The organism is Streptomyces collinus (genome assembly GCF_031348265.1).
Lineage (GTDB): Bacteria > Actinomycetota > Actinomycetes > Streptomycetales > Streptomycetaceae > Streptomyces > Streptomyces collinus.
Genome location: NZ_CP133771.1, coordinates 3928403 through 3954116, shown reverse-complemented (window position 1 = coordinate 3954116; position 25714 = coordinate 3928403). Strand labels below are relative to the sequence as shown.

23 protein-coding genes are annotated in these 25714 nt (G+C 69.9%); 14 read left to right on the top strand and 9 right to left on the bottom strand.

What is annotated here, in order from left to right; genetic code table 11:
* Positions 1–162: 162 nt before the first annotated feature.
* The 4 genes from RFN52_RS17765 to RFN52_RS17750 form a co-directional block, all read right to left on the bottom strand.
* The gene (locus RFN52_RS17765) at positions 163–1017 is read right to left on the bottom strand and encodes a glutaminyl-peptide cyclotransferase (protein WP_229856718.1); all 855 of its coding nucleotides are present in this window, start codon (positions 1015–1017) and stop codon (positions 163–165) included.
* Positions 1018–1105: 88 nt separating this feature from the next.
* Positions 1106–2614, bottom strand: coding sequence for a tyrosine-protein kinase domain-containing protein (locus RFN52_RS17760; protein WP_311240983.1), 1509 nt, complete (start codon positions 2612–2614; stop codon positions 1106–1108).
* 188 nt (positions 2615–2802) lie between these two features.
* On the bottom strand, positions 2803–4716 hold the full coding sequence (locus tag RFN52_RS17755; protein ID WP_184847616.1) for a DUF4012 domain-containing protein: 1914 nt from the start codon (positions 4714–4716) through the stop codon (positions 2803–2805).
* 109 nt (positions 4717–4825) lie between these two features.
* Positions 4826–5485: a sugar transferase gene (locus RFN52_RS17750; protein ID WP_184847615.1), complete on the bottom strand. Its 660-nt coding sequence runs from the start codon at positions 5483–5485 to the stop codon at positions 4826–4828.
* Positions 5486–5677: 192 nt separating this feature from the next.
* Between RFN52_RS17750 and RFN52_RS17745 the strand changes: the two genes are divergently transcribed.
* The 9 genes from RFN52_RS17745 to RFN52_RS17705 all read left to right on the top strand — a co-directional run bounded on the left by RFN52_RS17745 (position 5678) and on the right by RFN52_RS17705 (position 14659).
* Positions 5678–6676: a UDP-glucuronic acid decarboxylase family protein gene (locus tag RFN52_RS17745; RefSeq protein ID WP_184853940.1), complete on the top strand. Its 999-nt coding sequence runs from the start codon at positions 5678–5680 to the stop codon at positions 6674–6676.
* Entirely contained in the window at positions 6673–7614 is a 942-nt protein-coding gene (locus RFN52_RS17740) for a WecB/TagA/CpsF family glycosyltransferase (protein WP_184847614.1), read from the top strand. The genes RFN52_RS17745 and RFN52_RS17740 overlap by 4 nt, the downstream gene beginning before the upstream one ends.
* 11 nt (positions 7615–7625) lie before the next feature.
* Positions 7626–8813, top strand: a complete 1188-nt coding sequence (locus RFN52_RS17735; RefSeq protein ID WP_229856721.1) for a glycosyltransferase family 4 protein — start codon at positions 7626–7628, stop codon at positions 8811–8813.
* A 157-nt stretch (positions 8814–8970) separates the two neighbouring features.
* The gene (locus tag RFN52_RS17730) at positions 8971–9627 is read left to right on the top strand and encodes a hypothetical protein (RefSeq protein ID WP_184847613.1); all 657 of its coding nucleotides are present in this window, start codon (positions 8971–8973) and stop codon (positions 9625–9627) included.
* Between the two features lie 47 nt (positions 9628–9674).
* Complete coding sequence (locus tag RFN52_RS17725; RefSeq protein ID WP_184853938.1) at positions 9675–10547, top strand: glycosyltransferase family 2 protein; 873 nt, start codon at positions 9675–9677, stop codon at positions 10545–10547.
* A gap of 160 nt (positions 10548–10707) precedes the next feature.
* On the top strand, positions 10708–11481 hold the full coding sequence (locus RFN52_RS17720; protein WP_184847612.1) for a class I SAM-dependent methyltransferase: 774 nt from the start codon (positions 10708–10710) through the stop codon (positions 11479–11481).
* A gap of 172 nt (positions 11482–11653) precedes the next feature.
* Positions 11654–12295 carry a class I SAM-dependent methyltransferase gene (locus RFN52_RS17715; RefSeq protein WP_184847611.1) on the top strand — a complete coding sequence of 214 codons (642 nt, stop codon included), beginning with the start codon at positions 11654–11656 and terminating at the stop codon, positions 12293–12295.
* 86 nt (positions 12296–12381) lie between these two features.
* Positions 12382–13110, top strand: a complete 729-nt coding sequence (locus RFN52_RS17710; RefSeq protein ID WP_184847610.1) for a hypothetical protein — start codon at positions 12382–12384, stop codon at positions 13108–13110.
* A 79-nt stretch (positions 13111–13189) separates the two neighbouring features.
* Positions 13190–14659: an oligosaccharide flippase family protein gene (locus tag RFN52_RS17705; protein ID WP_184847609.1), complete on the top strand. Its 1470-nt coding sequence runs from the start codon at positions 13190–13192 to the stop codon at positions 14657–14659.
* On the opposite strand, the gene RFN52_RS17700 is transcribed toward RFN52_RS17705, so the two are convergent.
* The 4 genes from RFN52_RS17700 to RFN52_RS17685 all read right to left on the bottom strand — a co-directional run bounded on the left by RFN52_RS17700 (position 14660) and on the right by RFN52_RS17685 (position 18970).
* On the bottom strand, positions 14660–15436 hold the full coding sequence (locus RFN52_RS17700) for an FkbM family methyltransferase (RefSeq protein WP_184847608.1): 777 nt from the start codon (positions 15434–15436) through the stop codon (positions 14660–14662).
* Positions 15433–16875 (bottom strand): O-antigen ligase family protein, encoded by a 1443-nt coding sequence (locus RFN52_RS17695; RefSeq protein WP_184847607.1) that lies wholly within the window; start codon positions 16873–16875, stop codon positions 15433–15435. Before RFN52_RS17695 ends, RFN52_RS17700 begins: the two co-directional genes overlap by 4 nt.
* A gap of 329 nt (positions 16876–17204) precedes the next feature.
* On the bottom strand, positions 17205–18248 hold the full coding sequence (gmd, locus tag RFN52_RS17690; protein WP_184847606.1) for a GDP-mannose 4,6-dehydratase: 1044 nt from the start codon (positions 18246–18248) through the stop codon (positions 17205–17207).
* Positions 18249–18316: 68 nt separating this feature from the next.
* Positions 18317–18970 carry an SAM-dependent methyltransferase gene (locus tag RFN52_RS17685; protein WP_184847605.1) on the bottom strand — a complete coding sequence of 218 codons (654 nt, stop codon included), beginning with the start codon at positions 18968–18970 and terminating at the stop codon, positions 18317–18319.
* Between RFN52_RS17685 and RFN52_RS17680 the strand changes: the two genes are divergently transcribed.
* Together RFN52_RS17680 and RFN52_RS17675 are read left to right on the top strand one after the other, a co-directional pair.
* Positions 18969–19193 (top strand): hypothetical protein, encoded by a 225-nt coding sequence (locus RFN52_RS17680; protein ID WP_184847604.1) that lies wholly within the window; start codon positions 18969–18971, stop codon positions 19191–19193. The genes RFN52_RS17685 and RFN52_RS17680 overlap by 2 nt on opposite strands.
* A 72-nt stretch (positions 19194–19265) precedes the next feature.
* Positions 19266–20306, top strand: a complete 1041-nt coding sequence (locus RFN52_RS17675) for a GDP-L-fucose synthase family protein (RefSeq protein ID WP_184847603.1) — start codon at positions 19266–19268, stop codon at positions 20304–20306.
* A gap of 328 nt (positions 20307–20634) precedes the next feature.
* On the opposite strand, the gene RFN52_RS17670 is transcribed toward RFN52_RS17675, so the two are convergent.
* On the bottom strand, positions 20635–20949 hold the full coding sequence (locus RFN52_RS17670) for an LPXTG cell wall anchor domain-containing protein (RefSeq protein WP_184847602.1): 315 nt from the start codon (positions 20947–20949) through the stop codon (positions 20635–20637).
* A 491-nt stretch (positions 20950–21440) separates the two neighbouring features.
* Here RFN52_RS17670 and RFN52_RS17665 point away from each other — a divergent pair, with 491 nt between their 5' ends.
* The 3 genes from RFN52_RS17665 to RFN52_RS17655 all read left to right on the top strand — a co-directional run bounded on the left by RFN52_RS17665 (position 21441) and on the right by RFN52_RS17655 (position 25586).
* A complete protein-coding gene (locus tag RFN52_RS17665; protein WP_184847601.1) occupies positions 21441–22055 on the top strand; it encodes an arsenate reductase/protein-tyrosine-phosphatase family protein in 615 nt (204 codons plus the stop codon).
* A 176-nt stretch (positions 22056–22231) separates the two neighbouring features.
* Positions 22232–23749: a cellulase family glycosylhydrolase gene (locus tag RFN52_RS17660; protein WP_184847600.1), complete on the top strand. Its 1518-nt coding sequence runs from the start codon at positions 22232–22234 to the stop codon at positions 23747–23749.
* 226 nt (positions 23750–23975) lie between these two features.
* Positions 23976–25586 carry an alpha/beta hydrolase gene (locus RFN52_RS17655; protein ID WP_184847599.1) on the top strand — a complete coding sequence of 537 codons (1611 nt, stop codon included), beginning with the start codon at positions 23976–23978 and terminating at the stop codon, positions 25584–25586.
* Positions 25587–25714: the final 128 nt, after the last annotated feature.

Genomic DNA, 25714 nt, shown 5'->3' with positions numbered 1-25714 from the left:
CCGCTCACCGTCCGCAGACGCGGACCTGGTGAGCGGGACGTCTCCTTGGTCGGCAGCGGGACACCGCCCCTTGTGGCTGAGGCGGCCCGCGCCCCAGCAGCCAGTACGGCCCGGGGCCCCCGGCCCCCGCCGCGCGGCCCTGCCGACCGGACGGGGACCGCATCACCTGGCGACGAAAACCACCCGGAACATCTTCGGCCACCACTTGCCGGTGAGCAGGAACTCGTCGGTGCCCGGGATGGCGGCGATGCCGTTCAGCACCTCGGCGGGCCGCCGCTTCTTCGAGGGCAGCAGCCCCGAGGCGTCGATCTGAGCGGTGACCGCGCCGGTGCCCGAGTCGACGCGCACGATCCGGTCGGAGGGCCAGACATTGGCGTACACATGGGCGCCCACGCATTCCAACTCGTTGAGCCGCGGCACCGGACGGCCTCGAAGAGTGACGCGGAGTTCACCCGTCGGGGCCAGTGTGCGCGGGTCCCGGAAGGTGAGCCGGGCGGAACCGTCACTGGTGACCAGCCGCCCGCGCCCCGGCTGGTGGCATACGCCCCAGCCCTCCGCCGGGTAGGGGAGACGACGCAGTTCGGCCAGGGTCCCGGCGTCCCGTTCGATGGCGATGCGGTCCCGGAAGGTCAACTGCCACAGCGTCCGTCCGAGGACGGTGACCCCCTCCCCGAACAGTGGCGCCGGCAGGTCGGCACGGACGGCGGGACGCCGGCCGGGCGGGCCCCGGCGGATCGACGACTCACCGGCCATGCCCGTTCCCTCGTAGAGCGTGCGCCCGGCCATCTCCAGGCCCTGCGTATAGGCCTTCGGGTCGTGGGGCAGGACGTCGAGGACCCTGACCCTCAGCTGCTCGACCGGCCCCGCGGCGGAACCTGCGCCGGCCTGCGTACGCGCCGGCGAGTCGGCCGCGCACGAGATGAGCAGTGCCGAGCCACCCAGGACCGCGGCCGTCAGGGCCGGAAGTGCGCGCATCCGCGCGCCCCGGGCCATCGGCCGGGAGCCGCGAACCGTCATGCCGGGTCTCCCGCGCCGACGGCCGCCTGGCCGACGGCGCGGCACCCGGCGGGCGGGGCCGGGGCCGGCCGTGGCGTCCTCTCCGCGGTCAGTGATGGTCGCCGCCTTCCTGGGCAGCCACCGGCGTGGTGTCCTTCACCGTCGGGGCGGACGGCGCGGGGAAGACGCCGATCGTCGCCGGCCTGCCGCGGCGGCGCAGCCGTGGCCGGAGCACGAGCCGGAGCCGCTCCCGGCGTCCCGAGGGCTTGGGACGGTACCCGTAGCCGTACTGCTCGCTGTCGCGCTTGGCGGGCACCATGTTGAGCACGCTGCCGAGCACGGTGGCGCCGACGTCTTGCAGGGCGCGCACGGCGTCGGTGACCTGGCCCCGGGAGCTCTTCGCGTACCGGGCGGCCAGCAGATAGCCGTCGACCGCCGAGGCCATCGCCGGTGTGTCCGCGACCGGGAGGACCGGGGCGGTGTCGATCACCACGTGGTCGAACCTGTCGGCGAGCGAGCGCACCACGGCACGGAACTGCTCCGAGCCCAGCATCTCCGCGGGGTTCGGCGGCAGCATCCCGCTGGCCAGCACCGAGAACGCGCCCGCCGACTGCATCACGTCCCCGGCTTTCGCCTGGCCGATCATCACGGTGGTCAGTCCGGCGTCCTGTACCAGGCCGAGCGCGGAGGCCACGCTGGGGCGCCGCAGGTCGGCGTCGACCAGGCAGACCGAGGAACCGAACTCGGCCAGCGAGGACGCCAGGTTGATCGAGATGCTCGTCTTCCCTTCGGCGGGCACCGCGCTGGTGACCGCGATGACCTTGGGCGGAGCGTCGATGTCCACGAACCGGAGGTTGGTGCGCAGCCGTCTGAAGTCCTCGGCCCGCCGGCCGAACGCGTCGTCGTCCGCCGCCACCGAGTGCCGGGAGGCACTCTGGTCGAGGACGACGCTGCCGAGTACGGCCGGACCGCCGGTGTCGGCGAGACACCGGGTGAGGTCGCTGCGGCTGCGCACCGAGGTGTCCAGCGACTCCCGCGCGACCGCCAGGCCGGTACCGAGGCCCAGGCCGGCCACGAGCCCGAGTGCGAGGTTGAGCACCAGGTTCGGGGACGTCGGCGTCCTGGGCCTGGTGGCGTGCTCGGTGATGCTCAGCCGGACGGGCGAGAGCCGGGCGCCCTCCGGTCGTTCGATCTTGGCGATGACCTCGGCGAAGCGGTGGGCCACCGCGTTGCTGATCCGGGCCGCCCGGACCGGTTTGGTGTCGGTGACGGTGATCTTGAGAAGTACCGTTTCGAGAGGCACCTCTGTGGTGATCTTCCGGGCCAGCTGGGAGGGCGTCATGTCCAGGCGCAGGTACTCGGCGACCGGTTCGGTCACGTAAGGGCTGGTGACCACTTCCGCGTAGGAGCGGACGCGCGCCTGGGCGAAGCTGTTGCCCTGATTGAGCTTGACCGTGTCGTCCCAGTCCTGGAGCGACACGAAGAGGGTCGAGGTGGCCTGGTACTGCGGTGTCGTGATGTGGGTGACGAACACGCCGACCGCTGTTCCCAGCAGGCCCAGCGCCGCGATGATGCGCCAGCGCCTGACCAGGAACCGAAGGTAGTCGGACAGATCCAAGGTATCCACCCCAGGTGTGCAAGACGGCGGCGACATTGATGTTCAGGAGCTACGTGATCGTAGCCGCGATACACGGTCAAAACGTGACATCTCCAGCCGAGTCGGCCGGAGCCGCCACCGGGGTAGGCGAGGCGTGCGTTACGGCACCGCCGGCCCGGAGCCGGATCCCGTACCGCCGGGCAGGCGGATCAGCCGGTGCACGGACCGCTCGGCAGCGCTCTGGCCCGCAGGGGGTGCACCAGAGGCTGACGCAGCACGAAGGCGGATTGGTCCGCGGGCCGCTCCAGCAAGTGGAGTACGAGGGTGCGCGCGGCGCCCGCGGGCAACTCGACGTCGAGGGTGAAGACCGGGTGGCCCCGCTCGGCGCCGTGGCTGAGCTGAGCGGAGCGTCCGTCCAGGGCGGCCCCGGTGAGGATGGCGCCGGCACTGGCGTAATAGGACACCAGGAGGCGGTTGTCACCCGGCCGGGTGTCGTAGGACGGATCGTCCAACCGCTGGACGACGTACGGCGGGAGGCCCGAGGCAGGAGCCCGGTTGGCAAGGCGCACGGTCACGGTGACCTCGCGCCGGCCGTCCACGCACCGGCCCGGTGCCCAGGTGAGCCGGCGGTCGAGGTAGTAGTCGAGCTTGGTACCCGCCGCATTGTTGACGACCAGCCCGGCCAGGGGAGCGGATCCTCCCGGCAGGGCTCCGCCGAACGACCGCGCCACGAGCTCGCGCTGCTCCGCCGTGTGCCCACTCCACACCTTGATCCGTCCTTCTCCCAACTGCCGGTGCAGTGCCGAGAAGAGTGCGGTCCGGCGTGTGGGGTCCGTCGACGCGCCGAGCAGCCGGATGGCCACCGCGCGCGCCACATCGAGGAAGTACGCCTTGCGCCGCTTGAATTCCGGGTGGAGCGCGTAGCTGGTGCGCTCGCTGAGATCCACGACGTTGTGGGCGGTGACGGCGCTCCCGTCGGGCAGCCGGGCAGGGCCGGAGGCGGCGAGGAGCCCGGAGACCGCACCGGGATCCAGGCCGAAGGCGCCGTCCACCCGCTGGCCGCTGTGCCGCTGCCACGCCGCGGCCCAGATCCGCGCCGCGTACGGGAAGTGCGGGCTCATGTTGGAGTTGACCCAGGTCCGGGTCGGGGCGGCGGAGCCGTAGAGCCCGTTGAACTCCGCTCCCAGGTCGACGTCCGCATGGGCCTCGCTCAGTTCGGTGTCGTTGCCGAAGTGCTCGAAACTCAGCCGGCCCCGCTCCGCCCTCAGCACCGCGAAGGCTCCGGGCAGCCCGCCCGTCCCACGAGCCTCGGCGGTGTTCTCGAACACCGCCAGATACCGTCGCGGTCCGTCCGCTCCGAGCATCGAGGGCATCAACCGGGCAGCAGCGGCGGCATCGTGGGCGAGCGGGGTGATGCGGTCGAGCTGCCGGGCGAGTTCGGTGCGCGCCCGGTCGGTGGCCGGCAGCCAGGTGCCGTGCGGGAGGCCGTCGACATCGGCACGCACCCTCGATGCGCTGCGCGAGGCCTGTTCGAGAAGGGGAGCCACACGGCGCAGCGCCGAGAGGTCCAGGTGCCGGCCGTCGTCCGTCCCGGTGGAATCGAGTTCCGCGACGGTGCGCGCCAGGGGAGGGAGCACGTCGCGGGTCAGCCGGTCGGAGGCCTCCGCGATACCGCGCACCGTGCGGAAGGGGCCGCCGAGAACCGGCAGATGAGCCGCCGGGAACCAGGCGGGGCCGGTCGTGAGCCGATGGGCCCGGGCGGCGTGGCCGGTGGCGTCGCGCACCGTGTCCTGCACTGTCGCGGCCGGCGCCGCAGGCGGGCCCGCAGCGGTGGCCGGGGCCGCTGCGGGCTGCGCGAGGTGCTGCCGTAGCGTCTGCAGGCTCCGCTGGGCGGCCAGCAGTTCGTTTCGGGCGAGTACTCCGGTGACCGCGATCCAGGCGGCACCGGCCAGGACCAGTCCGGCCGCGGCGTACAGCGGCATCCTGACGCGGCGGTCGCGCAGCCGGCGGACGATGACGGCGGGCAGGACCCAGTCCTTGCGCCGGCGCGGAATCCATCGGGCCCGCTCCGCGCCCAGCGGGGGTTCCTGTCCCCGGGACGCACCACGGCGAGTCTCGGACATCTGGTCTCACTCCCTGGCTGATCTCGTTGGCTGGGGCCCGTGGGCTCCCGCAACGCCCTGGGGGCGCCCGGGTGTGGAGGCGAACCCTCCGCGGCGCGCGGGAGCCGGCTCAGTAGGCGCCGTCACCGCGCAGCACGGCGGGGAGGGTCCGGCAGAGGATCGCCAGGTCCAGCTTGATCGACCAGGTGTCGACGTACTCGAGATCCAGCCGCAGGGCGTCCTCCCAGGCGAGGTCGGACCTTCCGCTCACCTGCCAGAGTCCGGTGATCCCGGGGCGGACCAGCAGGCGGCGCCGGGCCTCCCCGGTGAACGCCGAGTCCGCGACCGGGAGCGGACGGGGCCCGACCAGGGACATCTGCCCCCGCAGCACATTGACCAACTGCGGCAGCTCGTCCAGGGAGTAACGCCGCAACCAGCGCCCGGCCCTGGTCACCCGCGGGTCCTCGCGGATCTTGAAGAGGTGTCCGTCGGCCTCGTTGGACTCCTCCATGGCGACGCGCAACCGCTCCGAACCGATGTGCATCGTCCTCAACTTCAGGACGTGGAACTCCTTGCCCCGCCAGCCGGTGCGACGCTGGCGGAACAGCAGCGGGCCCGGACTGTCGAGCTTCACCGCGACGGCGGCGGCGATCAGCACCGGCGCCACGAACAGGAGCAGGACGGCGGCCCCCGCGCAGTCGATGAACCGCTTGGCGGCCCGGACTCCCCCGTGCGCCCGTCCCCAGGGAGCCGGCCGGCGAGGAGCCGTCTTCGCAGCGGATACCGGCATCGCGCATCCCTTCGTCTTCTGCGGCAGAACGGGTGAAAGGTGTCCTTGTTCGGACGCATTGTGGCCCGCAGGACATCTCAATCGGACTATTCCTGACTAAGGAATAGAAACACGACATTGATCTACGCCTCGGCAATGACACCGAGGCTCGCCCTCGCCACCGGCCTGGGCGGGGCGGCCGAGAGGACCTGCATGCGTGCGGTAGTTACGGGTGGGGCCGGGTTCCTCGGCTCCCATGTGTGTGAACGGCTACTTCAGGCGGACCACGAAGTCGTCTGCGTGGACAACTTCCTGACGTCCAGCCCCGAGAACATCGAGCACCTCACGGGTGACCGGCGCTTCCAGTTCCGCCACCGGGACATCACCGAGGGCCTGGACGAGCCGGGGCCGGTGGACGCCGTCCTTCACATGGCGTCACCGGCGTCGCCCGTGGACTATCTGAGACTGCCCCTGGAGACGCTCCGGGTGGGCTCGGCCGGCACCTGGCACGCCCTGGATCTGGCCGCCGCCAAGGGCGCCCGCTTCCTGCTGACCTCCACCTCCGAGTCGTACGGCGACCCGCTGGTCCATCCTCAGCCGGAGAGCTACTGGGGGCACGTGAACCCGGTGGGCCCGCGCTCGGTGTACGACGAGGCGAAGCGCTTCGGTGAGGCACTGACGACGGCGTACCGCAGGAGCCGCGGTGTGGACGCCAAGATCGTGCGCATCTTCAACACCTTCGGGCCGCGGATGCGCCCGGACGACGGGCGGGCGATCCCCACCTTCATCCGCCAGGCGCTGAGCGGGGAGCCGATCACGGTCACCGGCGACGGCAACCAGACCAGGTCCCTGTGTTACGTCGACGACGTGGTCGACGGCCTGCTGCGCATGCTCGCCTGCGACCACGGCGGACCCGTCAACCTGGGCAATCCCCACGAGGTCTCCATGCTGGAACTGGCCCAGTGGATCGGCAAAATCACCCGGACCCGCTCCGAGATCACGCTCATCCCGCGTCCCCAGGACGACCCCGAGCGGCGGCGTCCGGACATCACCCTGGCCCGCGAGCTGCTGAACTGGGAACCCACGACTCCCGTGGAACGCGGCCTGTGCGACACCGTCACGTACTTCCGCCGGCGTCTGTCCGCCGGGGAGCACGCCGAGAGCGTCCAGCGGCCCGCCGGAATCACGCCGAGCTCCGCCGCCGCCTCATGACCGCCCCTGCGAGCAGCCGCACGAAGCCGGTGGCCGCTCCCGTGGTCGAGTGCCTCGGCGTGCCCATCACCGCGCACACCCGCGACAGCGCGGCCCGCCATGTCGTGCACCTGGCCGGGCTGATGCGCGAGGCACGGCAGGAACCCACCGACGAACCCGGCGCCTCCGGCAGCCGGCGCGGCAGTGACGTACACCTGACCAACGCCTACACGCTCGCCCTGGCCGACCGGGACGCCGAGCTGCGCGCCATCCTCCGTTCGGCCTCCCTGAACCTGCCCGACGGGCAGCCGGTCGTATGGGCCAACCGCCTGCTCCACCCCACCGCCGCACTGCCGAGCACACGTGTGTACGGTCCCGACCTCCTCACGGACGTCTTCGCCCTGACCGAGCACACGGAAGTGAACCACTACCTTCTCGGCTCCACGCCCCAGGTGCTCGACGCACTCCACCGGGAGCTGCGGCGGCGCCATCCCGGGGCGCGGATCGTGGGTACCTGCTCCCCGCCCTTCCGGCCCCTGCACGTCCACGAACGGCGCCAGCAGCTGGAGCGGATCCGTTCCGCCGCGGCGGACATCGTCTGGGTCGGACTCGGCACGCCGAAGCAGGACCGCTGGGCCGCCGAACTGTGCGACGCCCTGCCCGTGGTGGCCGTGGCCGTGGGCGCGGCCTTCGACTTCGTCGCCGGCAACAAGCCGCAGGCACCGCACTGGATGCAGCACAACGGGCTGGAATGGCTGTTCCGGCTCGGCTGTGAACCACGCCGCCTGTGGCGCCGGTACCTGTTCGGCAACGCGCGCTTCGTCCACGGTGTGGTGCGCCAGGCGTCCCGCCCGGTGCGAACGGACAGCGGTGCGGTGGCCGGAGACCGCCTGAACACGGGCGGACTCGTCCGCCGCCGCCGGGAGGTCCCGGTCCGGATCCCTGAAGGGCGGCCATGACGATCACTCCGGTGGGACACCGAGAGACCCGGCGGCGCGTCGTCGTGGTACAGCCCTACGTCCCCGGCTATCGGACGTCGTTCTTCAATCACCTGCAGGACCGGCTGAACTCCAACGGTGTCGCCCTGGAGGTGCTGTACGGGCTCGTACCACCGCAGCAGGCTGCCCGACGCGACGCCGCTCCCTGCGATTGCGCGGTACAGGTCCCCTCGCGACGGCTCCCCGCGCCGGGCGGACGGTCCCTCCTCTGGCGTCAGGTGGCGGACCGGGCCGCTTCCGCCGACGCGGTGGTGCTGGAGCAGGCATTGCGGAACCTGGAGGCCTATCCGCTGTTGCTGCGGCAGATGACGCGGCGGCCGGCTGGGCGCTCTCCACGCGTCGCGTTCTGGGGCCACGGCCGCACCTACACCAAGAAGACGAGCCGGTTCCAGGAAGCTGCCAAGGACGCCCTCACACGGCAGGCCGCCTGGTTCTTCGCCTACACCCAGGGCGGAGCCTCACATGTGGCCTCGCGGGGATTCCCCCGGGACAGGATCACCGTCCTGCGCAACTCCGTGGACACCACGGAGCTGGCCGTCGCGCGTGAGCGTGCGGACATCCAGGGCACACCCGAACACGCCGCCGCCGCCGCGCTGCGCGAGCACCACCATCTCAGGCCGGGACGAACGGCCCTGTACGTAGGGGGACTTGATGCCCCGAAGCGGATCCCGTTCCTGCTCCAATGCGCGCGACGTCTCGCGGCCGGCCTGCCGGGCTTCAAGTTGCTGGTGGCCGGAGACGGTGTCGACCGGCCCCTGGTGGAAGCCGCGGCCCTCGCCCCGGACAGCCCGGTGCTGGCTCTCGGGCACCGCGCCGGACAGGACGTCGCGCTACTCGGAGCGGTGTCGGACGTCATGCTGATGCCGGGGCGGGTGGGACTGTGCGCGGTGGACTCGTTCGCCCTCCGGACCCCCATCGTCACCACCGACTGGCCCTGGCACGCGCCCGAGTTCGAATATCTGGAGCACGGACGAAACGCTGTGGTCAGCCGAGACGATCCGGAGGCCTATGCGAGGGCGGTGCAGCAAGTGCTGAGCGACCGCTCCCGCCTGGAATCCCTCCGTGAAGCGTGCCGCAAGGACGCTGCCGACTACACGGCGGACGGCATGGCAGAGCGCTTCTGCGACGGTTTGCTGCATATGCTCGGAACAAGGCCGTGAGCCGACTTGAGAAATTGCATCAGACCGGCGAGCCCATTCCATGAAGGGTGTCAGTTAAATGACGGTTCCTAGGACGACGGGCAGCCGGACCAATGGGCGTGCATACGATGTCCTGCCCGTTCGGCTCCGGCGCACGATCACCAAGCCCATCCGCACCATGCGGCCATGGCTCTACGGGCCATGGCCCGCCGTCCTCAACGGGCAGCGTTTCCGTCAGAACCTGTTCCGCTCCCTGGTCCGCGAACTCCAGCCTCAGGCGATCTTCGAATCCGGTACCTACTGCGGGGGATCGACGCAGTTCCTGTGGCACCTGTCCGGTGCTCCCGTGTTCACCGTCGAAAAGAATCGCGGATTCGCACGCCGCGCCGAGAGGCGTTTCCGCAGAAATCCAGACGTCCGGGTGCTCAACGAGGATTCCAGGGACGCTCTGCGGACGCTGCGCGACGACGCCCGGTTTCCCTGCTCGCGGGTCCTGTTCTACCTGGACGCCCACTGGGAAAAGGACCTCCCCCTCCGGGAGGAAGTCGACATCATCACGAAGGCGTGGACAGACTCGGTCATCGTCATCGACGACTTCAAGGTGCCCGACGACGCCGGCTACGCATTCGACACCTACGGTGACCTGCAGCTGTCGATGGACTATCTGGGGGAGACCGTCGAGCCCTACGACACGTTCTGGCCGAACTGCCCGTCCGGCATGGAGAGCGGGCGCCGCCGCGGTTGCGTGGTGCTGGCCGCCCCGGGCGTGGCACAGCAGGTGTCCCAGCTTCCCGAGGTGCGCCGCGCCGAAGCTCTCGTAGTGCCCGAGCGGTGAGCCGAGGAGCAGGAGAGAAGGCCGCCCCGGGGTGGTCGACGGCACCGATGACGCGGGTCGTGGTGCTGATGGCCTGTCACAACCGTCGCGAGAGCACAATCCGGTGCCTTCGGTCGCTGATCGGGCAGGACGGGCCCGGGGTATCCGTGCGTGTCGTGCTCACCGACGACGGCAGTACCGACGACACCGCACGCGCCGCCCGCGAGGTATGGCCCGGCATCCATGTGCTTCAGGGCAACGGCAGGCTGTTCTGGGCGAAGGCCATGGCACTCGCGGCGTCGGCCGCGGGCGAGTACGACTTCCTCCTCTGGCTCAACGACGACGTGACCTTGGACCCCGGAGCGCTGTCGGACTTGCTCCGCACCCACGGGTCGTTCTCCGGTTCGGACAAGGGCGACCTGATCGTCGTGGGCGCTCTGAGGGATCCGCACTCCGGCGAGGTGACGTACTCAGGTGTTCAACGGCGCAGTCGTCTGCGCCCCGTCCAGTTCACCACGGTCACCCCGTCGCAAAGACCGGTTCGGGCCGAGACCATGAACGGGAACCTGGTGCTGATTCCCCGTCGCGTGGTCCAACGCGTCGGGCAGATCGACGCGCGCTTCAGCCACGGGCTGGCCGACTTCGACTACGGCCTGCGCGCCGGTCGCCTCGGATGCGCCATCTGGATCGCCGCCGGAACGCTGGGTACCTGTGCGCGCAACCCCACGGCCGGGAGCTGGACCGACCCCGCACTGCCCGTCCGGCAGAGGCTGCGTCTGGCGTGCACCCCCAAGGGCCTTCCCCCGGGCAGTTGGTTGCGGTTCACGCGCCGGCACGCCGGTCCCGTGTGGCCGGTGTACTGGCTCTCGCCCTACGCGCGGCTCCTCGCCGGTGCGGCTCTCCTCCGAATGCGCGGTGGAGAGCGGGGCCTTGTGAGGTAGTTCCGGAGCGAGCCGGGGAGATCCGAGTGCCGAGGCCGGCAGCGGCGACCTCATGTCCATGCGGCGCGTGCGACGGATTCCTTGCACACAGCTGTGACGAACTGATGCGGCGTGGGTGACCACGCGTTGTGGAGGAGAAACCGTGACAAGCGGAGTTGACATGCAGCGTTCCGCGACTGCGGAGATCTGCAGCAACCGGGACGACTGGTCTTTCCACGTCACCAGCGATCCGCTGACCCGATTTCTGCGCGACCGGCGCTTGCGGACCGCTCTGAACATGCTGCGCGTGCGGGGACTTCTCCCTGCGGCAGGACAGAGCGTCCTGGTCGTGTGCGGCGGTGTGGGCGGAGAAGGTGTGTTCCTCAGCCGCTGCGGATTCACCGACGTCACCGTCAGTGATCTGTCCGAAGAGGCACTCGAAGTCTGCCGCAGCCTGGAACCCGCAATTCGGACCATGCCTCTGAACGCGGAGAACATGGCCGAGATCCCCGACGCCAGTTACGACCTGGTACTGGTCCAGGACGGTCTGCACCACTTGCCGCGGCCGGTCCTGGGTTTCACGGAGATGCTACGGGTGGCCCGGAAGGCCGTCATCGTGATCGAGCCGCACGACGGTCTGGTGGGAAGACTCATCGGCACCGAGTGGGAGCGGCAAGGAGAATTCGTCAACTACGTCTTCAGGTGGAATCGGTCGCTCGTGAACCAGGCCACCCGAAGCTATCTCCTCTGCCCGCAGGCCGTTGTGCTGCTTCGCAGGCTGTGGGACCACAACCTCGCCGTCGGCAAGGTGGCGGGCCGCTTCCCGGAGCGTTGGCGCCTGGCAGCGGCCAAGGCCGTTTACCAAGCGCTGCGTCCGGTGAACCGGCTCGGCAACATGATGGTCGCGGTGGTGGTGAAGTCGGACAGCGACACGACACGAGGGAGTGGACTGTGAACCTTGCAGTGCTCACCGGCTCGCGCCGCGACCGGGCACCGGGCGAGCGCCGGCCTCGATGAGCTGGACGAATACCGACAGGCTGCATGCGGGACGACCGGGCGGGTGATGCATGCCGTATGCCGGGTGTGGCACCTGGGCCGTCCCCCGGCAGCGTCGTAGCGTCGCTCGCGTGTCCGTTGCGAAAAGCGTTGCCAAGTCGGTCATCGGCGCCGTCAACCGCCCTGTCGCCAAGGCCCGGTTCGCGTATGCCGCCAGGTCAGGAACTCCCCTCAAGATCGAGGTGGGGAGCTTCCGGAGCCGTCGGCCCGGCTGGATCTGCACCGATGTCTGCTGGCACACGCGGTCCTATCTGGATGCCACTGGGCCGTGGCCCGTCCGCTCCGGCTCGGCGAGTCACATCTACTCCGACAACATGATCGAGCACATCCGCCTTGAGCCTGCCCGCCGCATGTTCCGTGAAGCCCGTCGCGTTCTGGCACCTGGTGGGCGCATCCGGCTGTCGACACCCGATGTCGAACACGCTGTGCGGCTGTACCTGGCACGGGACGACGAGACACGACGGGAGATGGAGGAGTGCCGGCGGAGGGGGTACCAGGCCGAGCATCCGGTTGATCTGCTGCGCATGACCTTCCAGGACTGCGGCCATCACGCCGGGTTCCTCTGGGACTTCGAGGCGGTGGAGGCGGAGCTCCGGTCAGCCGGGTTCTCCGCCGTCCGGCGTTACGCGCCCGGCCAGAGCGATGACCCTGAACTGCGGAACATGGAGTCCCGACCTCAATTCGCCCTGATCGTCGAGGCGGCTGCTGCCTGATCCCCGTCTCGCGGTGTATGGCCCGGCAACATGATGGTCGCGGTGGCGGTGAAGTCGGACAGCGACACGACACGAGGGAGTGGACTGTGAACTTCTCGCAGCGGGCCTACATCAGGGTCAGCGCCGCCTTGCCTGCCGCGATCTCCTTTCGGACGGATCTGCTGTTCCCGCGCCTCGGCATGCCTGAACTGGGGCCGTTCAACGGGCAGCTCAAGCGTCAGGAGATCATCCGCGAACTGCTGGTGGCGATCAGCTTCGATGAGATCGTCGAGACCGGTTCCTTCCGCGGCACCACGACGAAATTCCTGAGTGACATCTCCGGCCTGCCCGTCCATTCCGCCGAGATCGCAGAGAGGTTCTACCGATACGCTGCGACGAAATGCCGCGGCCTGCCGGGCATCCGCCTGTACCGCGCGGACTCACGGAAGATGCTGCACATGCTCTCGAAGCGGCCGGGAAACCCCGCGCTGTTCTTCTATCTCGATGCTCACTGGCAGGAGGACGTGCCTCGCTACCAGGAACTGGAGATCATCGAGGAGCGCTGGAGCAGAGCCGTCGTGATGATCGACGACTTCCGCGTACCGGGTGACCCGGGCTATCAGTTCACCTCGTACCACGGAACTCCGCTGGACGTGAACTACCTCCCCGGACTCCCCGGCTGGGAGGCTTTCTACCCGAGGTGCGATTCGGCGGAAGAGACCGGCGCGAAGCGGGGATGTGTCGTCCTGGCGAGCCCGGAGCTCGCACCGGCCGTGGACGCGCTCTCCAGCCTCCGCGCGGGCGAACTCACCCAGCAGAGCATCCCGAACGGCTGAACTCCCGGACATGTCAGCGGCTCACGGTGCGACCCCCTCCGTCCGGCATGAATCCGCGGAAACCGCGTCCCGGTCAGCGATGATCAGCCTGCGCTGGAACATCACCGGCTCCCTGGTGGTCGTGCTGCTCCAGCTCGGGTACACGGCCTACACCGCCCGCGCCGTGGACGCCCATGCCTACGGTGCCTACGCCGTCACGCTGACCGTGGTGCCGTTCTTCGGCTACTTCGCCAACGCCGGACTGTCGGCCTGCGTCCTCCGGTCCGCGCACCTCACGCTGCCCTTCGTGCGGGCCGCCAGGCGTCTCGGCATGGTCTCCGGCGTCGTGTGCTTCCTTCTGGTGGAAGCCGTGGCCCCGGTCTTCGGCTCCTTCTTCCACATGCCGGACCTCACCCTCATGACGCGTCTGCTGGCCTGCGTGTTCCTCGTGCAGCCGAGCGCCAACGTGACCGTCACGGCCATGCGTCGCGCGGGTGCGGCCCCGATGGCGGTGCTGACCGAGACGCTGGGCCAGACGGTGGGGGTGGCAACGGGAGCAGCTCTCCTCGTATGCGGCTGGAACCCCTTCGGGCTGGCCCTCGCGCAGCCCGTCGCGGCGGCTGTGGCCCTGGCCGTGGGCACGGCCTGGACCGCTCGCCGGACACTGCCTGACGGGCCCCGGGTCAGGGCTCGCGACCTGCTCGCCCCGTCGGGATTCATGACGAGCCACAGCCTGGGGCAGTTCGTCACCAACAACATCCCGCTGTGGGCCTCGGGCCGACTGCTCGGCGCAGGCGCCGCAGGATCGTACTCCCGGGCATTCTTCTTCACCGGAATGCTGCTGACGTTCCTGTACCAGGGGATCAACTGGGCGGTGACTCCGTTGCTCGCCGAGCGGCGCGCCGAAGGGCTCACCGGCCGGGACGTGCGGCGAACGCTGTGTGCGGCGTCGGCCGTGGCCTTCGTCGGGTTCGGTATCACGGCAGGCATCGGGCCGGTGGTCCTCCGTCTGCTGCTGGGTCCGGGCTGGGAGTCGGCCGTGGCGCTGGTGCCTGTCCTGTCGGCAGGGGCAGCCATGACCTTGCTGTGCTACTGCGGAGGGTTGATCGACCAGGTGCGGAGCGCGCCCCGGGCCCTGCTCGGCACGCTGTCGGCCACGGTCGTGGCGACCGCGGCCGGTGTTGCCGGGGCCGCGTCCGCGCGGTCCCTTCTGCTGGTCGCGGTCGCGGCCGCAGCAGGGCAACTGGTGGGTCACGTCGTGCAGTTGGCGGCCTGGCACCGCTCCGGCCTGATGCCTGCCGGCGCCGCCCTGCGCATGCACGGGGTGCACCTCGCCGTCGGGACGGCACTCGGCGGTGCTGCCGCGCTCGGCGCGGCGGACCGTTCCCCGGCAGTGGCCCTGGGACATGGACTGTTCGCCATGGTGCCGGTCGTGCTGGGGTGCGTGCTGCTGCGCCGCCGGATTCCCGCGTTCACGGTCGCTGTCGCCACAGGCCTGCTGGGGAGTCGTGGACCGCGCACGCGCCGTCTGCCGTCCTCCGCAGCCACGGATCCGTCCGACCGGTGTTGATCACGGGCGGGCAAGCGCACCGTCAGCCGTGTCGGCGTGTCGCCCTGCCCGAGCGGCTTCGCGCAGGAACACCACGTCACACTGCAGCATCTGCCCGGTCCGGTTGTCGCTGAAGCCGGGCACCAGTGCCGCCAGGGTCATCCCGTACCGGCGCTGCGCGATCCCCAGCGCCTCTTCCAGGAGCAGACCTCCCTCGTACAGCGGGACACACGAGACTTCCATCTGCAGTCCGCTGCACTGGCTGACGCGATCCCCGGCCCCTTCCAGGACGGCTCCTTCGTACCCCTGGACGTCGAGCTTCAGGAACACGCGCTCCTCGGGCCCGGCCACCTGCGGCCAGAGGGTGTCGAGGCGCCGCTGCTCGGTTTCCTGGACGTCCACGTAGCGGGACTCCGGGCAGGCCTCCGCGTGCCGGGACAACATGGGCAGCACGGAACTGCTGGCGGCTCCGTTACCGGCTACGTTGACGTCGACGGTGCGATCACTGTCCCCGAGGGCACAGGGAAACACCTTCCACAGCGGATCCGCCGCAGCCCGGCGGCGCAGCGTCCGCAGGGGCTCGTGGAGCGGCTCGAACGAGACGATCCTTCCTCGGTATCCGAACCGCCTGAGCATCGCTCCGTACTGACCACGGTTGGCCCCCACGTCGAGCACCACATCGATGCGGCTGCGGAGGATCAGCTGCACGACGTGGTAGTCGAGTGAGCACTGCGGAAATCGGTTCACATCAAGGCCGATGCGCTGTGCGGCGAGACGGGCACGACGAAGGAGAGTCATGGCCCCATTCTCGATGTTCCTCCCGCTCTTTCCAGGTATTCGTCATGTGCCGGATCTGTCTCTCTTCGGGCGGTGTCATCCTGCTGCCGGGCGACGAGCGGTTTCCTCGGCCCGGCTTCGGACCGGTCTGCCGCGTCGGCACGCAGCTGCCACAGGCACAACCCGAGCAGAACCCCTTGCTCCGGGAACGGGGAGTACGAGACGAAGAGCACGAGGTGGGAGACGACCATCAGACGCAGTGCCGGCGTGCCGTTCCCGTCGCTGCCGAGCCGCCGCCACACGAGGAGGTACGCGGCCAGCAGCGTGAACAGTCCGACCACGCCCAGGCGAAGCGCGACGTGCAGGTAGTAGTCGTGCGGGGAGACGGAGATCACCACGCCCTCGACCCACCGGTCGTAGCCGGAGCCGAACGGACTGCCCAACAGCCATTCGGCCAGGGTCTTGGGGCCGTCCATGAGTTCCTGCCAGCCGTGCATCCGCCAGGCGAAGGTGCTGTTCTCGTCCTGAGTCTCCGCGAAGGAGTCGGCGAGGACGCTGCCGACCCCGCCGAACATGCCGGTGGCGAACGTCAACGTGACCACGCACAACGACAGAAGGGCTGCCGCAGCGGAGACCAGACGTTGACCCGCTCGGGCAGGGACCAGCGCCCACCAGACGACAGCCATCACGAGGGTGGTCGCCCAGACGGTCCGGTGCTGCAACAGCACCACGAAGACGAGACAGAGCAGCGCCGGCAGGATCTTCCAGCGGCTGCCGGCCGGCCGGCCCTGCCGCCCCCGCCGGTCTCCTCCCGGGCGGTACTCCGCGGTCCTGGCGGATGCGGACGAGCTGCCACCCCATGGGCACAGCAGGAGTACCGCGCTCTGCGCGAGGACCAGAGCAGACCGGGCCGGCACCGGCCTCGGGTCGTACACCTCCCCTCCCAGGGTGCCGACGTCGACGACCGAATGCAGCCCCGTGTTCAGCCACCCGGCCAGGCTCAGTGCGGCGTATGCGGCCGCTGACACCAGCCACAGCCGCACGACGGCCCGGGCCCTGCCGGGGTGCAGGGGCGCCGTCGCGACATACAGGGCCGAGGCGAAGAACTGCCAGAAGTAGACGCGGGCGTCATTGGCGGCGGAGGCCAGGCCGAAGGTGCCGACTCCCCGCTGAAGCGACCACCCGACCAGACACATGACGGCCAGGACGAGCAGCAACTCGGCCCGCGGCGGCGCCCCCCGCCGCAGCAGCCGGGCGCCGGCCACCAGCACGGCACAGGCGGCCAGCAGATCACTCGGGAGGACGCTGAAACCGACATCGAGGAGCGGGGTCTCGCCGCCCACGGCGATCGCCCACACCTGTACGCCCAGGAGAAGACCGATGGCGGTGTTGCAGTGCTGCGTGAAGATCCACAACAGGACGGCGAAGAGCGCCAGTCCCAAGAAGAGGGTCTGAGTCATGTCCGAGGCGACGGCTGGGTGCTGCACCGTTGGTCCGTCCTGGGGAGGTGAAGAGCCGGAGGCGGAAGCACGTGGCCGCACGCCGCGGCTGTGGAGGGCGCTTCAGAGGGGCAGGTGATCCTTCGTCATCGAACGGGGCGGCGGTGGCGGGCACGCAGCCGGCCGGAGACCGTCGCGTCCGCACCCGGTGACCACCGTCCTCGCACACGGGGAGGAGAGGAGCGGCGACCAAACCCCGAAAGGGCTACGGCAGAAGTGCCACCCCCGCCCGCGGGGTTGTTCCCGCGTCAGGACGGCCACCTCCGGTGGAGCCGGGCTCTCTGCGCGCGTCACCGCCCGACCAACTCCGGCGCCGACGGAGCGGCGGGCGCGCCGACGGGGGCGGCAGGCGCCGGGGACAGGGCCGCGATCTCGGCGTCGACCATGAGCCGGGCCAATTCCGGAGCGCGCACCGTCGGGCGCCATCCCAGGATCCGCTCGGCCTTGGAGGCGTCTCCGACGAGGTCGTCCACCTCGGTCGGTCTCAGGTACCGCTCGTCGAACCGCACATGGTCGCGCCAGTCGAGGCCGACGTGGGCGAAGCACTGCTCGACGAAGTCGCGCACGCTGTGGCTGACGCCGGTGGCGACCACGTAGTCGTCCGGTTCGTCCTGTTGCAGCATCCGCCACATGGCCTCGACGTATTCCGCCGCGTATCCCCAGTCCCGTCGGGCGTCGAGGTTGCCCAGGTAGACGACGTCCTCCAGGCCGGCCTTGATGCGTGCGGCGGCCGTGGCCACCTTGCGGGTGACGAAGGTCGGGCCGCGGCGAGGGGACTCGTGGTTGAACAGGATGCCGTTGACGGCGTACATCCCGTACGCCTCCCGGTAGTTGCGCGTCGCCCAGTACGCGTACACCTTGGCGACCCCGTACGGGGAGCGGGGGTGGAAGGCGGTGCCCTCGTGCTGAGGCGGCGGGGAGGCACCGAACATCTCGGAGCTGGATGCCTGGTAGAACCGGCAGGGCAGGCCCGTCGTCCTGACGGCCTCGAGCAGCCGCGTGGTGCCCAGCCCGGTGGAGTCCCCGGTGAACTCCGGCTCGTCGAAGGACACCCGTACGTGGGACTGGGCAGCCAGATGATAGACCTCGTCGGGTCGCAGGCGCTCCAGCAGCCCCGCGATCCGGGTTCCGTCGGTCAGGTCGCCGTAGTGCAGGAAGAGGCGCGCCTCGGGGTCGTGCGGATCCCGGTAGAGGTGCTCGATGCGCTGCGTGTTGAAGGTCGAGGCGCGGCGGACGATTCCGTGCACCACGTACCCCTTCTCCAGCAGTAGTTCTGCCAGGTAGGAGCCGTCCTGGCCGGTGATGCCGGTGATGAGCGCCGTCTTGTCCGTCATGCGGACTCCTTCTGCTGGGCTGTGGGGGTGGGAAACACACCTGAGCGGGGGAGGACGGCGGGCACGGCTCACTTCCTCGCGACCAGTGATTTGGGGAGCCCCGCGAAGCGTTCGAACCAGATGCTGGAAGCGGGGAAGTAGGACCGCATCTCTGCCGCGGACAGCAGCTCGACCTCCTGGACGTCGCGGGTGGCCTGCGCACGACCCGCGCGGGGGACGTGTCCGTGCGGCCAGCGCCGGGACACGGCGACGCGAGCCCGGAACGGGAGCCACTGCAGCCCTGGGAACAGCCAGTGGGGTTCGACGGGGAAATAGCGGTAGGGGGTCTGCACCCAGTGGTGGTCCGCGTGGCTGTGCACCGTGTCGGCGAACTGCCGCCGCCGGTAGTGCCCTCCCACGTGCTCCAGGACGGAGTTCGAGTACACGAGGTCGAATCGCCGGGTGACCATGTGCGTCGGCAGCGAGAGGTCGCACGCGTCCCCGACGACCGGCGTGATGCCGGACTCGGCATGCCGGGCGGTGCGCGGGTCGAGGTTGACGGTCACCACGTGCGCCGGCCGAACGGGTGCGCCACGCCAGGCGGTCGGGGTGCCGCCGAGGTCGAGAACGTGCATCTCGGCCAGGTCGGGAAAGCATCGCAGCAGTTCGTCCCAGCGCTTGGCGCGAGCCGAATGGGCAAGGGATCCGGGCCTCGTGGGATCGGCGATCTTCGTCTTCAGCATGCTGCTTCCTCTTGGCCACATGTCGTGCGGCGATGCCCGTCTCGACGGCACGCGCCTTCTCTTCGGGCAGAACCGTCAGGACGGACAGGACGCGACCCCGGACTCGGGCGCCTCCGGCACCTCCGGCACCCCCGGCAAGAATACGGAAATCGGCGCTATCATCCGCTTCATACCGTTGTGTCGCGTTTTCAAGCGTTGTGTACCGGCGCTGCTCGGCTCATGAGTGGTCCGTTTGCCGGAGCCGCGAGAAGCGGCACCTCTTGACACACCGTCCGTGAAGGAGGGCATCGAGCCCATGAGCGCCTGTACTGATACCGGTGCCGCAGTCCCGGCCGCCTCGGCGGTCCACGCACCCGCCCCGGTGCCGGAGGGCAGGGTGCACCGCCCCCTCGACCGCTCGGCGCGTGTGTTCGTGGCCGGAGGCTCCGGGCTGGCCGGTTCGGCGGTGCGCAGGGAACTCCGCCATGAGGGGTTCACCGACGTGGTCGCGCCCGGCTCGGCGGAGCTGGACCTGAGGCAGCGGCGGGCGGTGTCCGACTGGTTCGAGGCCAGGCGCCCGGACGTGGTGGTGCTGGCCGCGGCGCGGGTGGGTGGGATCAAGGCGAACGCCACCCGGCCCGCCGAGTTCCTCTCCGACAACCTGCGCATCCAGGTGAACGTGCTGGACGCGGCTCTGGAGCACGGGGTGGAGCGGCTGCTGTTCCTGGGGTCCAGTTGCATCTACCCGAAGTTCGCCGAGCAGCCGATCCGCGAGGAGGCGCTGCTGACGGGGCCTCTGGAGCCGACCAACGACGCCTACGCCATCGCCAAGATCGCCGGCATTCTGCATGTGCAGGCGGTACGGCGGCAGTACGGGCTGCCCTGGATCTCCGCCATGCCGACCAACCTGTACGGGCCGGGCGACAACTTCCACCCCGAGCGCTCTCACGTACTGCCGTCCCTGATCCGGCGCTTCCACGAGGCGAAGAAGTCGGGTGCGCGACGGGTGGTGAACTGGGGCAGCGGCACACCCCGTCGGGAGTTCCTCCATGCGGACGATCTGGCACGGGCGTGTCTGCACCTGATCGAGCACTACGACGCGGACGGTCCGGTCAACGTCGGCACCGGCACGGACCTGACCGTCCGGGAGCTGGCGGAGCTCGTCGCGGACGTCGCAGGGTACCGGGGGAGCGTCGAGTGGGACACGGAGCAGCCGGACGGTACTCCGCGCAAGCTCCTTGACGTATCCCGGCTCACCACGCTCGGCTGGGCTCCTCGTATCGGCCTGCGGGAAGGGATCGCCCGGACGTACGCCTGGTACGTGGAGAACCTGGAGTCCGGCACGCTGCGGCGCTGACGGTCTGCGCGACGGCCGGAGCCGGGCCGGAGGCGAGTCGCCCTCCGGTGCCATGAGCGGCGCGACGCCACGGGCGCCGCTCCTCGACGCCTCCGGTCCCGCGACGGCGCACGGGTCGTCCTGGTGGGCGCGGCACGTCGACCGGCTCAGCCCACCGGGCTTCCCGTTCGACGTGCGTGAGGGGCAACTGCAGTCCGGCGTTCCCCGGGGAGCTGCCTCAGGCGGGCCGGGGGGCAGCCGACAGCGGATCCCCCGACGGATGCGTCGGGGGATCCGCTGTCCGGCGCCCGCAATGCGCAGGCCTCGCGACTGTCCGATGGGCGGGTGGTCAGTTGTGCTTCCGCCGCCGGACGGCCATCATCGTGCCGGCCCCGAGCGCCAGCAGCGCCGCGGTTCCGCCCACCATGACGAGCGAGCGGTCCTCACCGGTGTCGGCAAGGTGAGGCCTGTGCGGGCGAACGATGATCTTGGCCCCCAAGGACCGTTTCGATTCCACTCCCTTGAGACGGAAGTAGTGCTTGCCCGGATCCGTCCACTTGGGGATGGTGACGGTGCCCTTCACCGTGCCGTTCGCGTCGGCGGTGAAGCGGCCCAGCTTGACCGGCTTCGAGAACAGGAATGCGTTCACCCCCTCGGTCGGCATGAACCCGGTCCCAGTGAAGCCGAGGTCGTCTCCCGCGACGACCGTGGTGGCGGTGAGGGTCAGGGTTGGAGGACCGGGCGGATATGGCTGGGAGTGGGCAGGTTGGGCCCCGATGACGGGGACTGCGGCCAGGACAGCAGAGGCTGCCGCGGTCGCCAAGGCGGCACGACACTTCGATGACGCCGTCATCGCTTTCACGCTCCTCTAAGTGCAGTCAGGCGACGGCATGGTCCGACCCCGAGTACGGTATGTGCATAGATAACGCTGAATGAGATCTTTTAGGCACCTTTGGGAGATGTAGCGCTCTATGGCGTATATGGATCACCGGACTGGCCGTCATTTCCCCCGCTTCGAGGACCGAAGTCGCCCGATATGCGCTATGCGGTTGGCAGACCCGCGGCGACCGCCCCCGGCTCGTCCGGCGTGAACCGCGGGGACACCCGCCCGCGACGCACGTCCTGATCTGCTCTTCTTCCCCTTCTGGAGGGTGCGTGTCCCCGTTCCGCGTACTCGTGGTCTGCACCGGCAACCTCTACCGCTCCACGCTTGCCGAGTGCCTGCTCCGGCATCAGCTGATCGAGCATCGGCACGTGATCCACGTGAGCAGTGCCGGCACCCGGGCCGTCGCGGGTGTGCCCGCGGCTGCTGCTGTCACCTCATTCCTCGCCGGACGCGGCCTGCGGCCCTGCGGGGTGGGCTCCCGCCGGCTGACCGCGGACATGGTCGAGAACGCGGACCTGGTGCTGGGTGCCGCGCGGGAGCATCGTGAGGCCGCCGTGCGGCTCTCCCCGGTGCGTGCGTTGTCCCGTGCGTTCACCTTCCGGGAGTTCGCCAGGCTGGCGCGGTCCGAGGACGCCGTCGGCACGCTGGATCCGGCCGCACGGTTTGCCGCCCTCGTGCAGGGTGCGGCCGCCCGCCGTGGTGCCGTGTCGGCCCGTATGGGTGAGGTGGATGTGATGGACCCCCTTGGCGCACCCCCGCCCCAAGTGCAGCAGTGCCTGGTTCAGATCGAGGAGGCCGTGGAGCGGATCGCCGCACTCGTGCGACCCGGACGGCATCCGTCTTCGGCGGCTGCCGGCCCGGCCGAGGCCGGGACGTGGCCGTAGCGGTCCGCGGGTTTGTCGACGGTGCCACCGCACCCCGCGCAGGCCCGAGCGGCGTGACGAGTGAACGCCCACCCTCTTGACGTGCTCATGGTGCGTCCGTTTCCTGGGAAGTGCGCGGCATGGATGGGAGCGCTCCCACCCGTTCCGGGGCCGCGCCTCCCCGAGAGGAAGCAGCCATGTTCCGCACTCTGCGAAGAGCGCTGTGCGTCGCCGCGGCGCTCCTGTTGCCCCTGGCCGGTACGCAGTCGTCGGCATTCGCCGACGTCGACGCGCAGGCAGGTGCCGGCTACTGGCACACCAGTGGCCGGCAGATCCTGGACGCAGCCGGACAGCCCGTCCGTATCGCCGGCGTCAACTGGTTCGGCTTCGAGACCGCCAACCACGTCGTCCACGGACTGTGGGCCCGCGACTACAAGAGCATGATCGACCAGATGAAGTCGCTGGGCTACAACACCATCCGCATGCCCTACAGCGACGACATCCTCAAGCCCGGCACCATGCCGGACAGCATCAACACCGACGGCAAGAACACGGACCTGCGCGGGCTGACGTCCCTCCAGGTCCTGGACAGGATCGTCGCCTACGCGGGCCAGTCCGGCCTGAAGGTCGTCCTGGACCGGCACCGGCCGGACGCGGCGGGCCAGTCGGCCCTCTGGTACACGGCGTCGGTCCCCGAGTCGACGTGGATCGCCAACCTCAAGGCCCTGGCGACGCGTTACAAGGGCAACTCCACCGTGGTCGGCATCGACCTGCACAACGAGCCCCACGACCCGGCCTGCTGGGGCTGCGGCGACACCTCCCGCGACTGGCGCCTGGCCGCCCAGCGCGCGGGCAACGCGGTGCTGTCGGTCAACCCCGAGCTGCTGATCATGGTCGAGGGCGTGCAGTCGTACAACGGCACGAACGGCTGGTGGGGCGGCAACCTGATGGGCGTGGCCCAGCATCCGGTCCAGCTGGACGTCCCGAACCGGCTGGTGTACTCGGCGCACGACTACGCGACGTCGGTGGCCCAGCAGTCCTGGTTCTCCGACCCGTCCTTCCCGGCCAACATGCCCGGGATCTGGGACAAGTACTGGGGCTACATCTTCAAGCAGAACATCGCCCCGGTGTGGCTCGGCGAGTTCGGTACGACGCTCCAGCCCTCGGTGGACCAGAAGTGGCTGGCCGAGCTGGTGAAGTACCTGCGCTCGACGTCGGCGAACGGCGCCGACAGCTTCCACTGGACCTTCTGGTCCTGGAACCCCAACTCCGGTGACACGGGCGGCATCCTGAAGGACGACTGGCAGACGGTCGACACGGTGAAGGACGGATACCTCGCGTCCGTCAAGGCCCCGGGCTTCGACCCCGGTCCCGGTCCCGGCCCGGGCGGTCCCGGCGGCCCCGGGGGCGGCAACGCCACCTGCTCCGCCGCGTACACGGTCAGCAGCGACTGGGGCGGCGGCTTCAACGCCGAGGTGAAGGTGACCAACACGGGCACGCTGCCGCTGAAGTCCTGGAAGGTGACGTGGACGTGGAGCGGCTCGCAGAAGGTCACGAGCATGTGGAACGCGTCGCACACCCAGAACGGGACGACCGTCGCCGCGGTCAACGCGGCGCACAACGGGAGCGTGCCGGTGGGAGGTTCGGCGAGCTTCGGCCTGGGCGGTGCGCCCGGCGGCGGAGGTGCGACGGGGGTGAGTTGCACGGCGACGTGATCGCGGGGTGAGTGGGGCGCCCGGTGCCCGCCGGGCGTACCCACGCCGGGGCGTGTCCGGATTGCCGGAACTCCCCTTTTCTGAGGGGTGCCTGAGAGCAGGCTATGACTCGATTCGGTCAAGTCTTGGTCGAATCCGTACGTGTGCGGCGCGCTCTTCCGAAACGATGCGGCACGGCCCGTGTCACTCACGGGCCCTACCCCCCTCACCGTTGCGAGAGAACTCCATGAGAAGAAGCGCAGCCGTACTGTGCGGCGTCACGGTCGTCCTCACCGGGACGCTCGCCGCCGCCCCCGCCAACGCCGGCGCGGCACACTCCGCGGACACCGCCGCCCTGACGACCGCCGCGGCGAAGATCACATGGAAGAAGTGCGGCACGGACGACGCCCCGACGCTCCAGTGCGCGTCGTTGAAGGTGCCGCTCGACTACGCGAAGCCACGGGGGAAGCAGATCACGCTGGCGCTCTCCCGCGTGCCGCACACCGCGCCGAAGTCCCAGGGCCCGCTGCTCGTCAACCCCGGCGGCCCCGGTGGCAGCGGCCTGTCGCTGGCCCCGTTCGTCGCGTCGTCCCTCCCCAAGGAGGTCGCGGCCCAGTACGACGTGATCGGCTTCGACCCGCGCGGAGTGGGCGAGAGCCAGCCCGCCCTGGACTGCAAGCCGGGCCACTTCGACCCGGTCCGCCCCGACTCCGTACCCAGCACACCGGCCCTGGAGAAGGCCAACCTCGCGCGCGCCAAGTCCTTCGCCCAGGCCTGCGGCACGAAGTACAAGGACGTCCTGCCGTACATCGACACGGTCAGCGCCGTGAAGGACATGGACTCGATCCGCAAGGCCCTCGGCGCCCCGAAGATCAACTACTTCGGCTACTCGTACGGCACCTACCTCGGCGCGGTCTACGCCAAGCTGTTCCCCGAGCGGGTGCGGCGCCTGGTGCTGGACTCGATCGTCGACCCGACCGGCGTCTGGTACGACGACAACATCCAGCAGGACTACGCCTTCGACAAGCGTCACAAGGCGCTCATGGCGTGGATAGCCAAGTACGACTCCACGTACAAGCTCGGCACGAATCCGAAGAAGATCGAGGCCAAGTGGTACGCCATGCGGGCGGCCCTGGCCAAGAAGCCGGCCGGCGGCAAGGTGGGCGCCTCCGAGCTGGAGGACATCTTCATACCCGGCGGATACAACAACGGCTACTGGCCCACGCTCGCCCAGACGTTCGCGGCCTACGTCAACAACCACGACACCGCCGCGCTGGTCAAGGCCTACGACGACATCGCGGCGATCGACGCCTCCGGCGACAACGGCTACAGCGTCTACACCTCGGTGCAGTGCCGTGACGCCTCCTGGCCGCGCGACTGGAAGCAGTGGCGCAAGGACAACTGGGCGGTGTACGAGAAGGCCCCGTTCATGGCCTGGAACAACGCCTGGTACAACGCCCCGTGCGCGTTCTGGCCGACGAAGACGCTGAAGCCGGTGAACGTCGCCAACAGCAAGCTCCCGCCGGTGCTGCTGTTCCAGGCGACGGACGACGCGGCCACCCCCTACCAGGGCGGTGTCACCATGCACCGGCTGCTGAAGGGCTCCAGCCTGGTGGTGGAGCAGGGCGGCGGCAACCACGGCATCACGCTGAGCGGCAACGCCTGCCTCGACAAGCACCTCGCCACGTACCTGACCAACGGCAAGGTCCCGCACGGCAACGGTGTGGCCGACGCGGTGTGCAAGAAGAACCCCGACCCGAAGCCGCAGCCGGCGACGCAGCAGGCGCCGAGCGCGCTGCAGCCCGCTCTCGCGGCGGCCGGCGACAGCCTGCGGGGGATGGTGGGGTCCGGTCGGTGAGTGCGGCCGGCTGAGCATCTGCTGACGTGACGAGAGAGGCGCCCGGGGCTTCCCGGGCGCCTCTTGCGTGGGTGTGGGCCGGGGCGGCGGTCGTTTCGTGCGATGCGCGTGCCGGGGCCGGCGTCGGG

Excerpts from the sequence above, each read along its gene's own strand:
- RFN52_RS17685 (WP_184847605.1), bottom strand. The coding sequence starts at position 18,970 with ATGCTGAAGACGAAGATCGCCGATCCCACGAGGCCCGGATCCCTTGCC.
- RFN52_RS17730 (WP_184847613.1), top strand. The coding sequence starts at position 8,971 with ATGCGGCCATGGCTCTACGGGCCATGGCCCGCCGTCCTCAACGGGCAG.
- RFN52_RS17695 (WP_184847607.1), bottom strand. The coding sequence starts at position 16,875 with ATGACTCAGACCCTCTTCTTGGGACTGGCGCTCTTCGCCGTCCTGTTG.
- RFN52_RS17745 (WP_184853940.1), top strand. The coding sequence starts at position 5,678 with ATGCGTGCGGTAGTTACGGGTGGGGCCGGGTTCCTCGGCTCCCATGTG.
- RFN52_RS17725 (WP_184853938.1), top strand. The coding sequence starts at position 9,675 with ATGACGCGGGTCGTGGTGCTGATGGCCTGTCACAACCGTCGCGAGAGC.
- RFN52_RS17660 (WP_184847600.1), top strand. The coding sequence starts at position 22,232 with ATGTTCCGCACTCTGCGAAGAGCGCTGTGCGTCGCCGCGGCGCTCCTG.
- gmd (WP_184847606.1), bottom strand. The coding sequence starts at position 18,248 with ATGACGGACAAGACGGCGCTCATCACCGGCATCACCGGCCAGGACGGC.
- RFN52_RS17765 (WP_229856718.1), bottom strand. The coding sequence starts at position 1,017 with ATGACGGTTCGCGGCTCCCGGCCGATGGCCCGGGGCGCGCGGATGCGC.
- RFN52_RS17755 (WP_184847616.1), bottom strand. The coding sequence starts at position 4,716 with ATGTCCGAGACTCGCCGTGGTGCGTCCCGGGGACAGGAACCCCCGCTG.
- RFN52_RS17740 (WP_184847614.1), top strand. The coding sequence starts at position 6,673 with ATGACCGCCCCTGCGAGCAGCCGCACGAAGCCGGTGGCCGCTCCCGTG.
- RFN52_RS17670 (WP_184847602.1), bottom strand. The coding sequence starts at position 20,949 with ATGCCGACCGAGGGGGTGAACGCATTCCTGTTCTCGAAGCCGGTCAAG.
- RFN52_RS17675 (WP_184847603.1), top strand. The coding sequence starts at position 19,266 with ATGAGCGCCTGTACTGATACCGGTGCCGCAGTCCCGGCCGCCTCGGCG.
- RFN52_RS17750 (WP_184847615.1), bottom strand. The coding sequence starts at position 5,485 with ATGCCGGTATCCGCTGCGAAGACGGCTCCTCGCCGGCCGGCTCCCTGG.
- RFN52_RS17700 (WP_184847608.1), bottom strand. The coding sequence starts at position 15,436 with ATGACTCTCCTTCGTCGTGCCCGTCTCGCCGCACAGCGCATCGGCCTT.
- RFN52_RS17655 (WP_184847599.1), top strand. The coding sequence starts at position 23,976 with ATGAGAAGAAGCGCAGCCGTACTGTGCGGCGTCACGGTCGTCCTCACC.
- RFN52_RS17720 (WP_184847612.1), top strand. The coding sequence starts at position 10,708 with ATGCAGCGTTCCGCGACTGCGGAGATCTGCAGCAACCGGGACGACTGG.
- RFN52_RS17705 (WP_184847609.1), top strand. The coding sequence starts at position 13,190 with ATGATCAGCCTGCGCTGGAACATCACCGGCTCCCTGGTGGTCGTGCTG.
- RFN52_RS17680 (WP_184847604.1), top strand. The coding sequence starts at position 18,969 with ATGCTGCTTCCTCTTGGCCACATGTCGTGCGGCGATGCCCGTCTCGAC.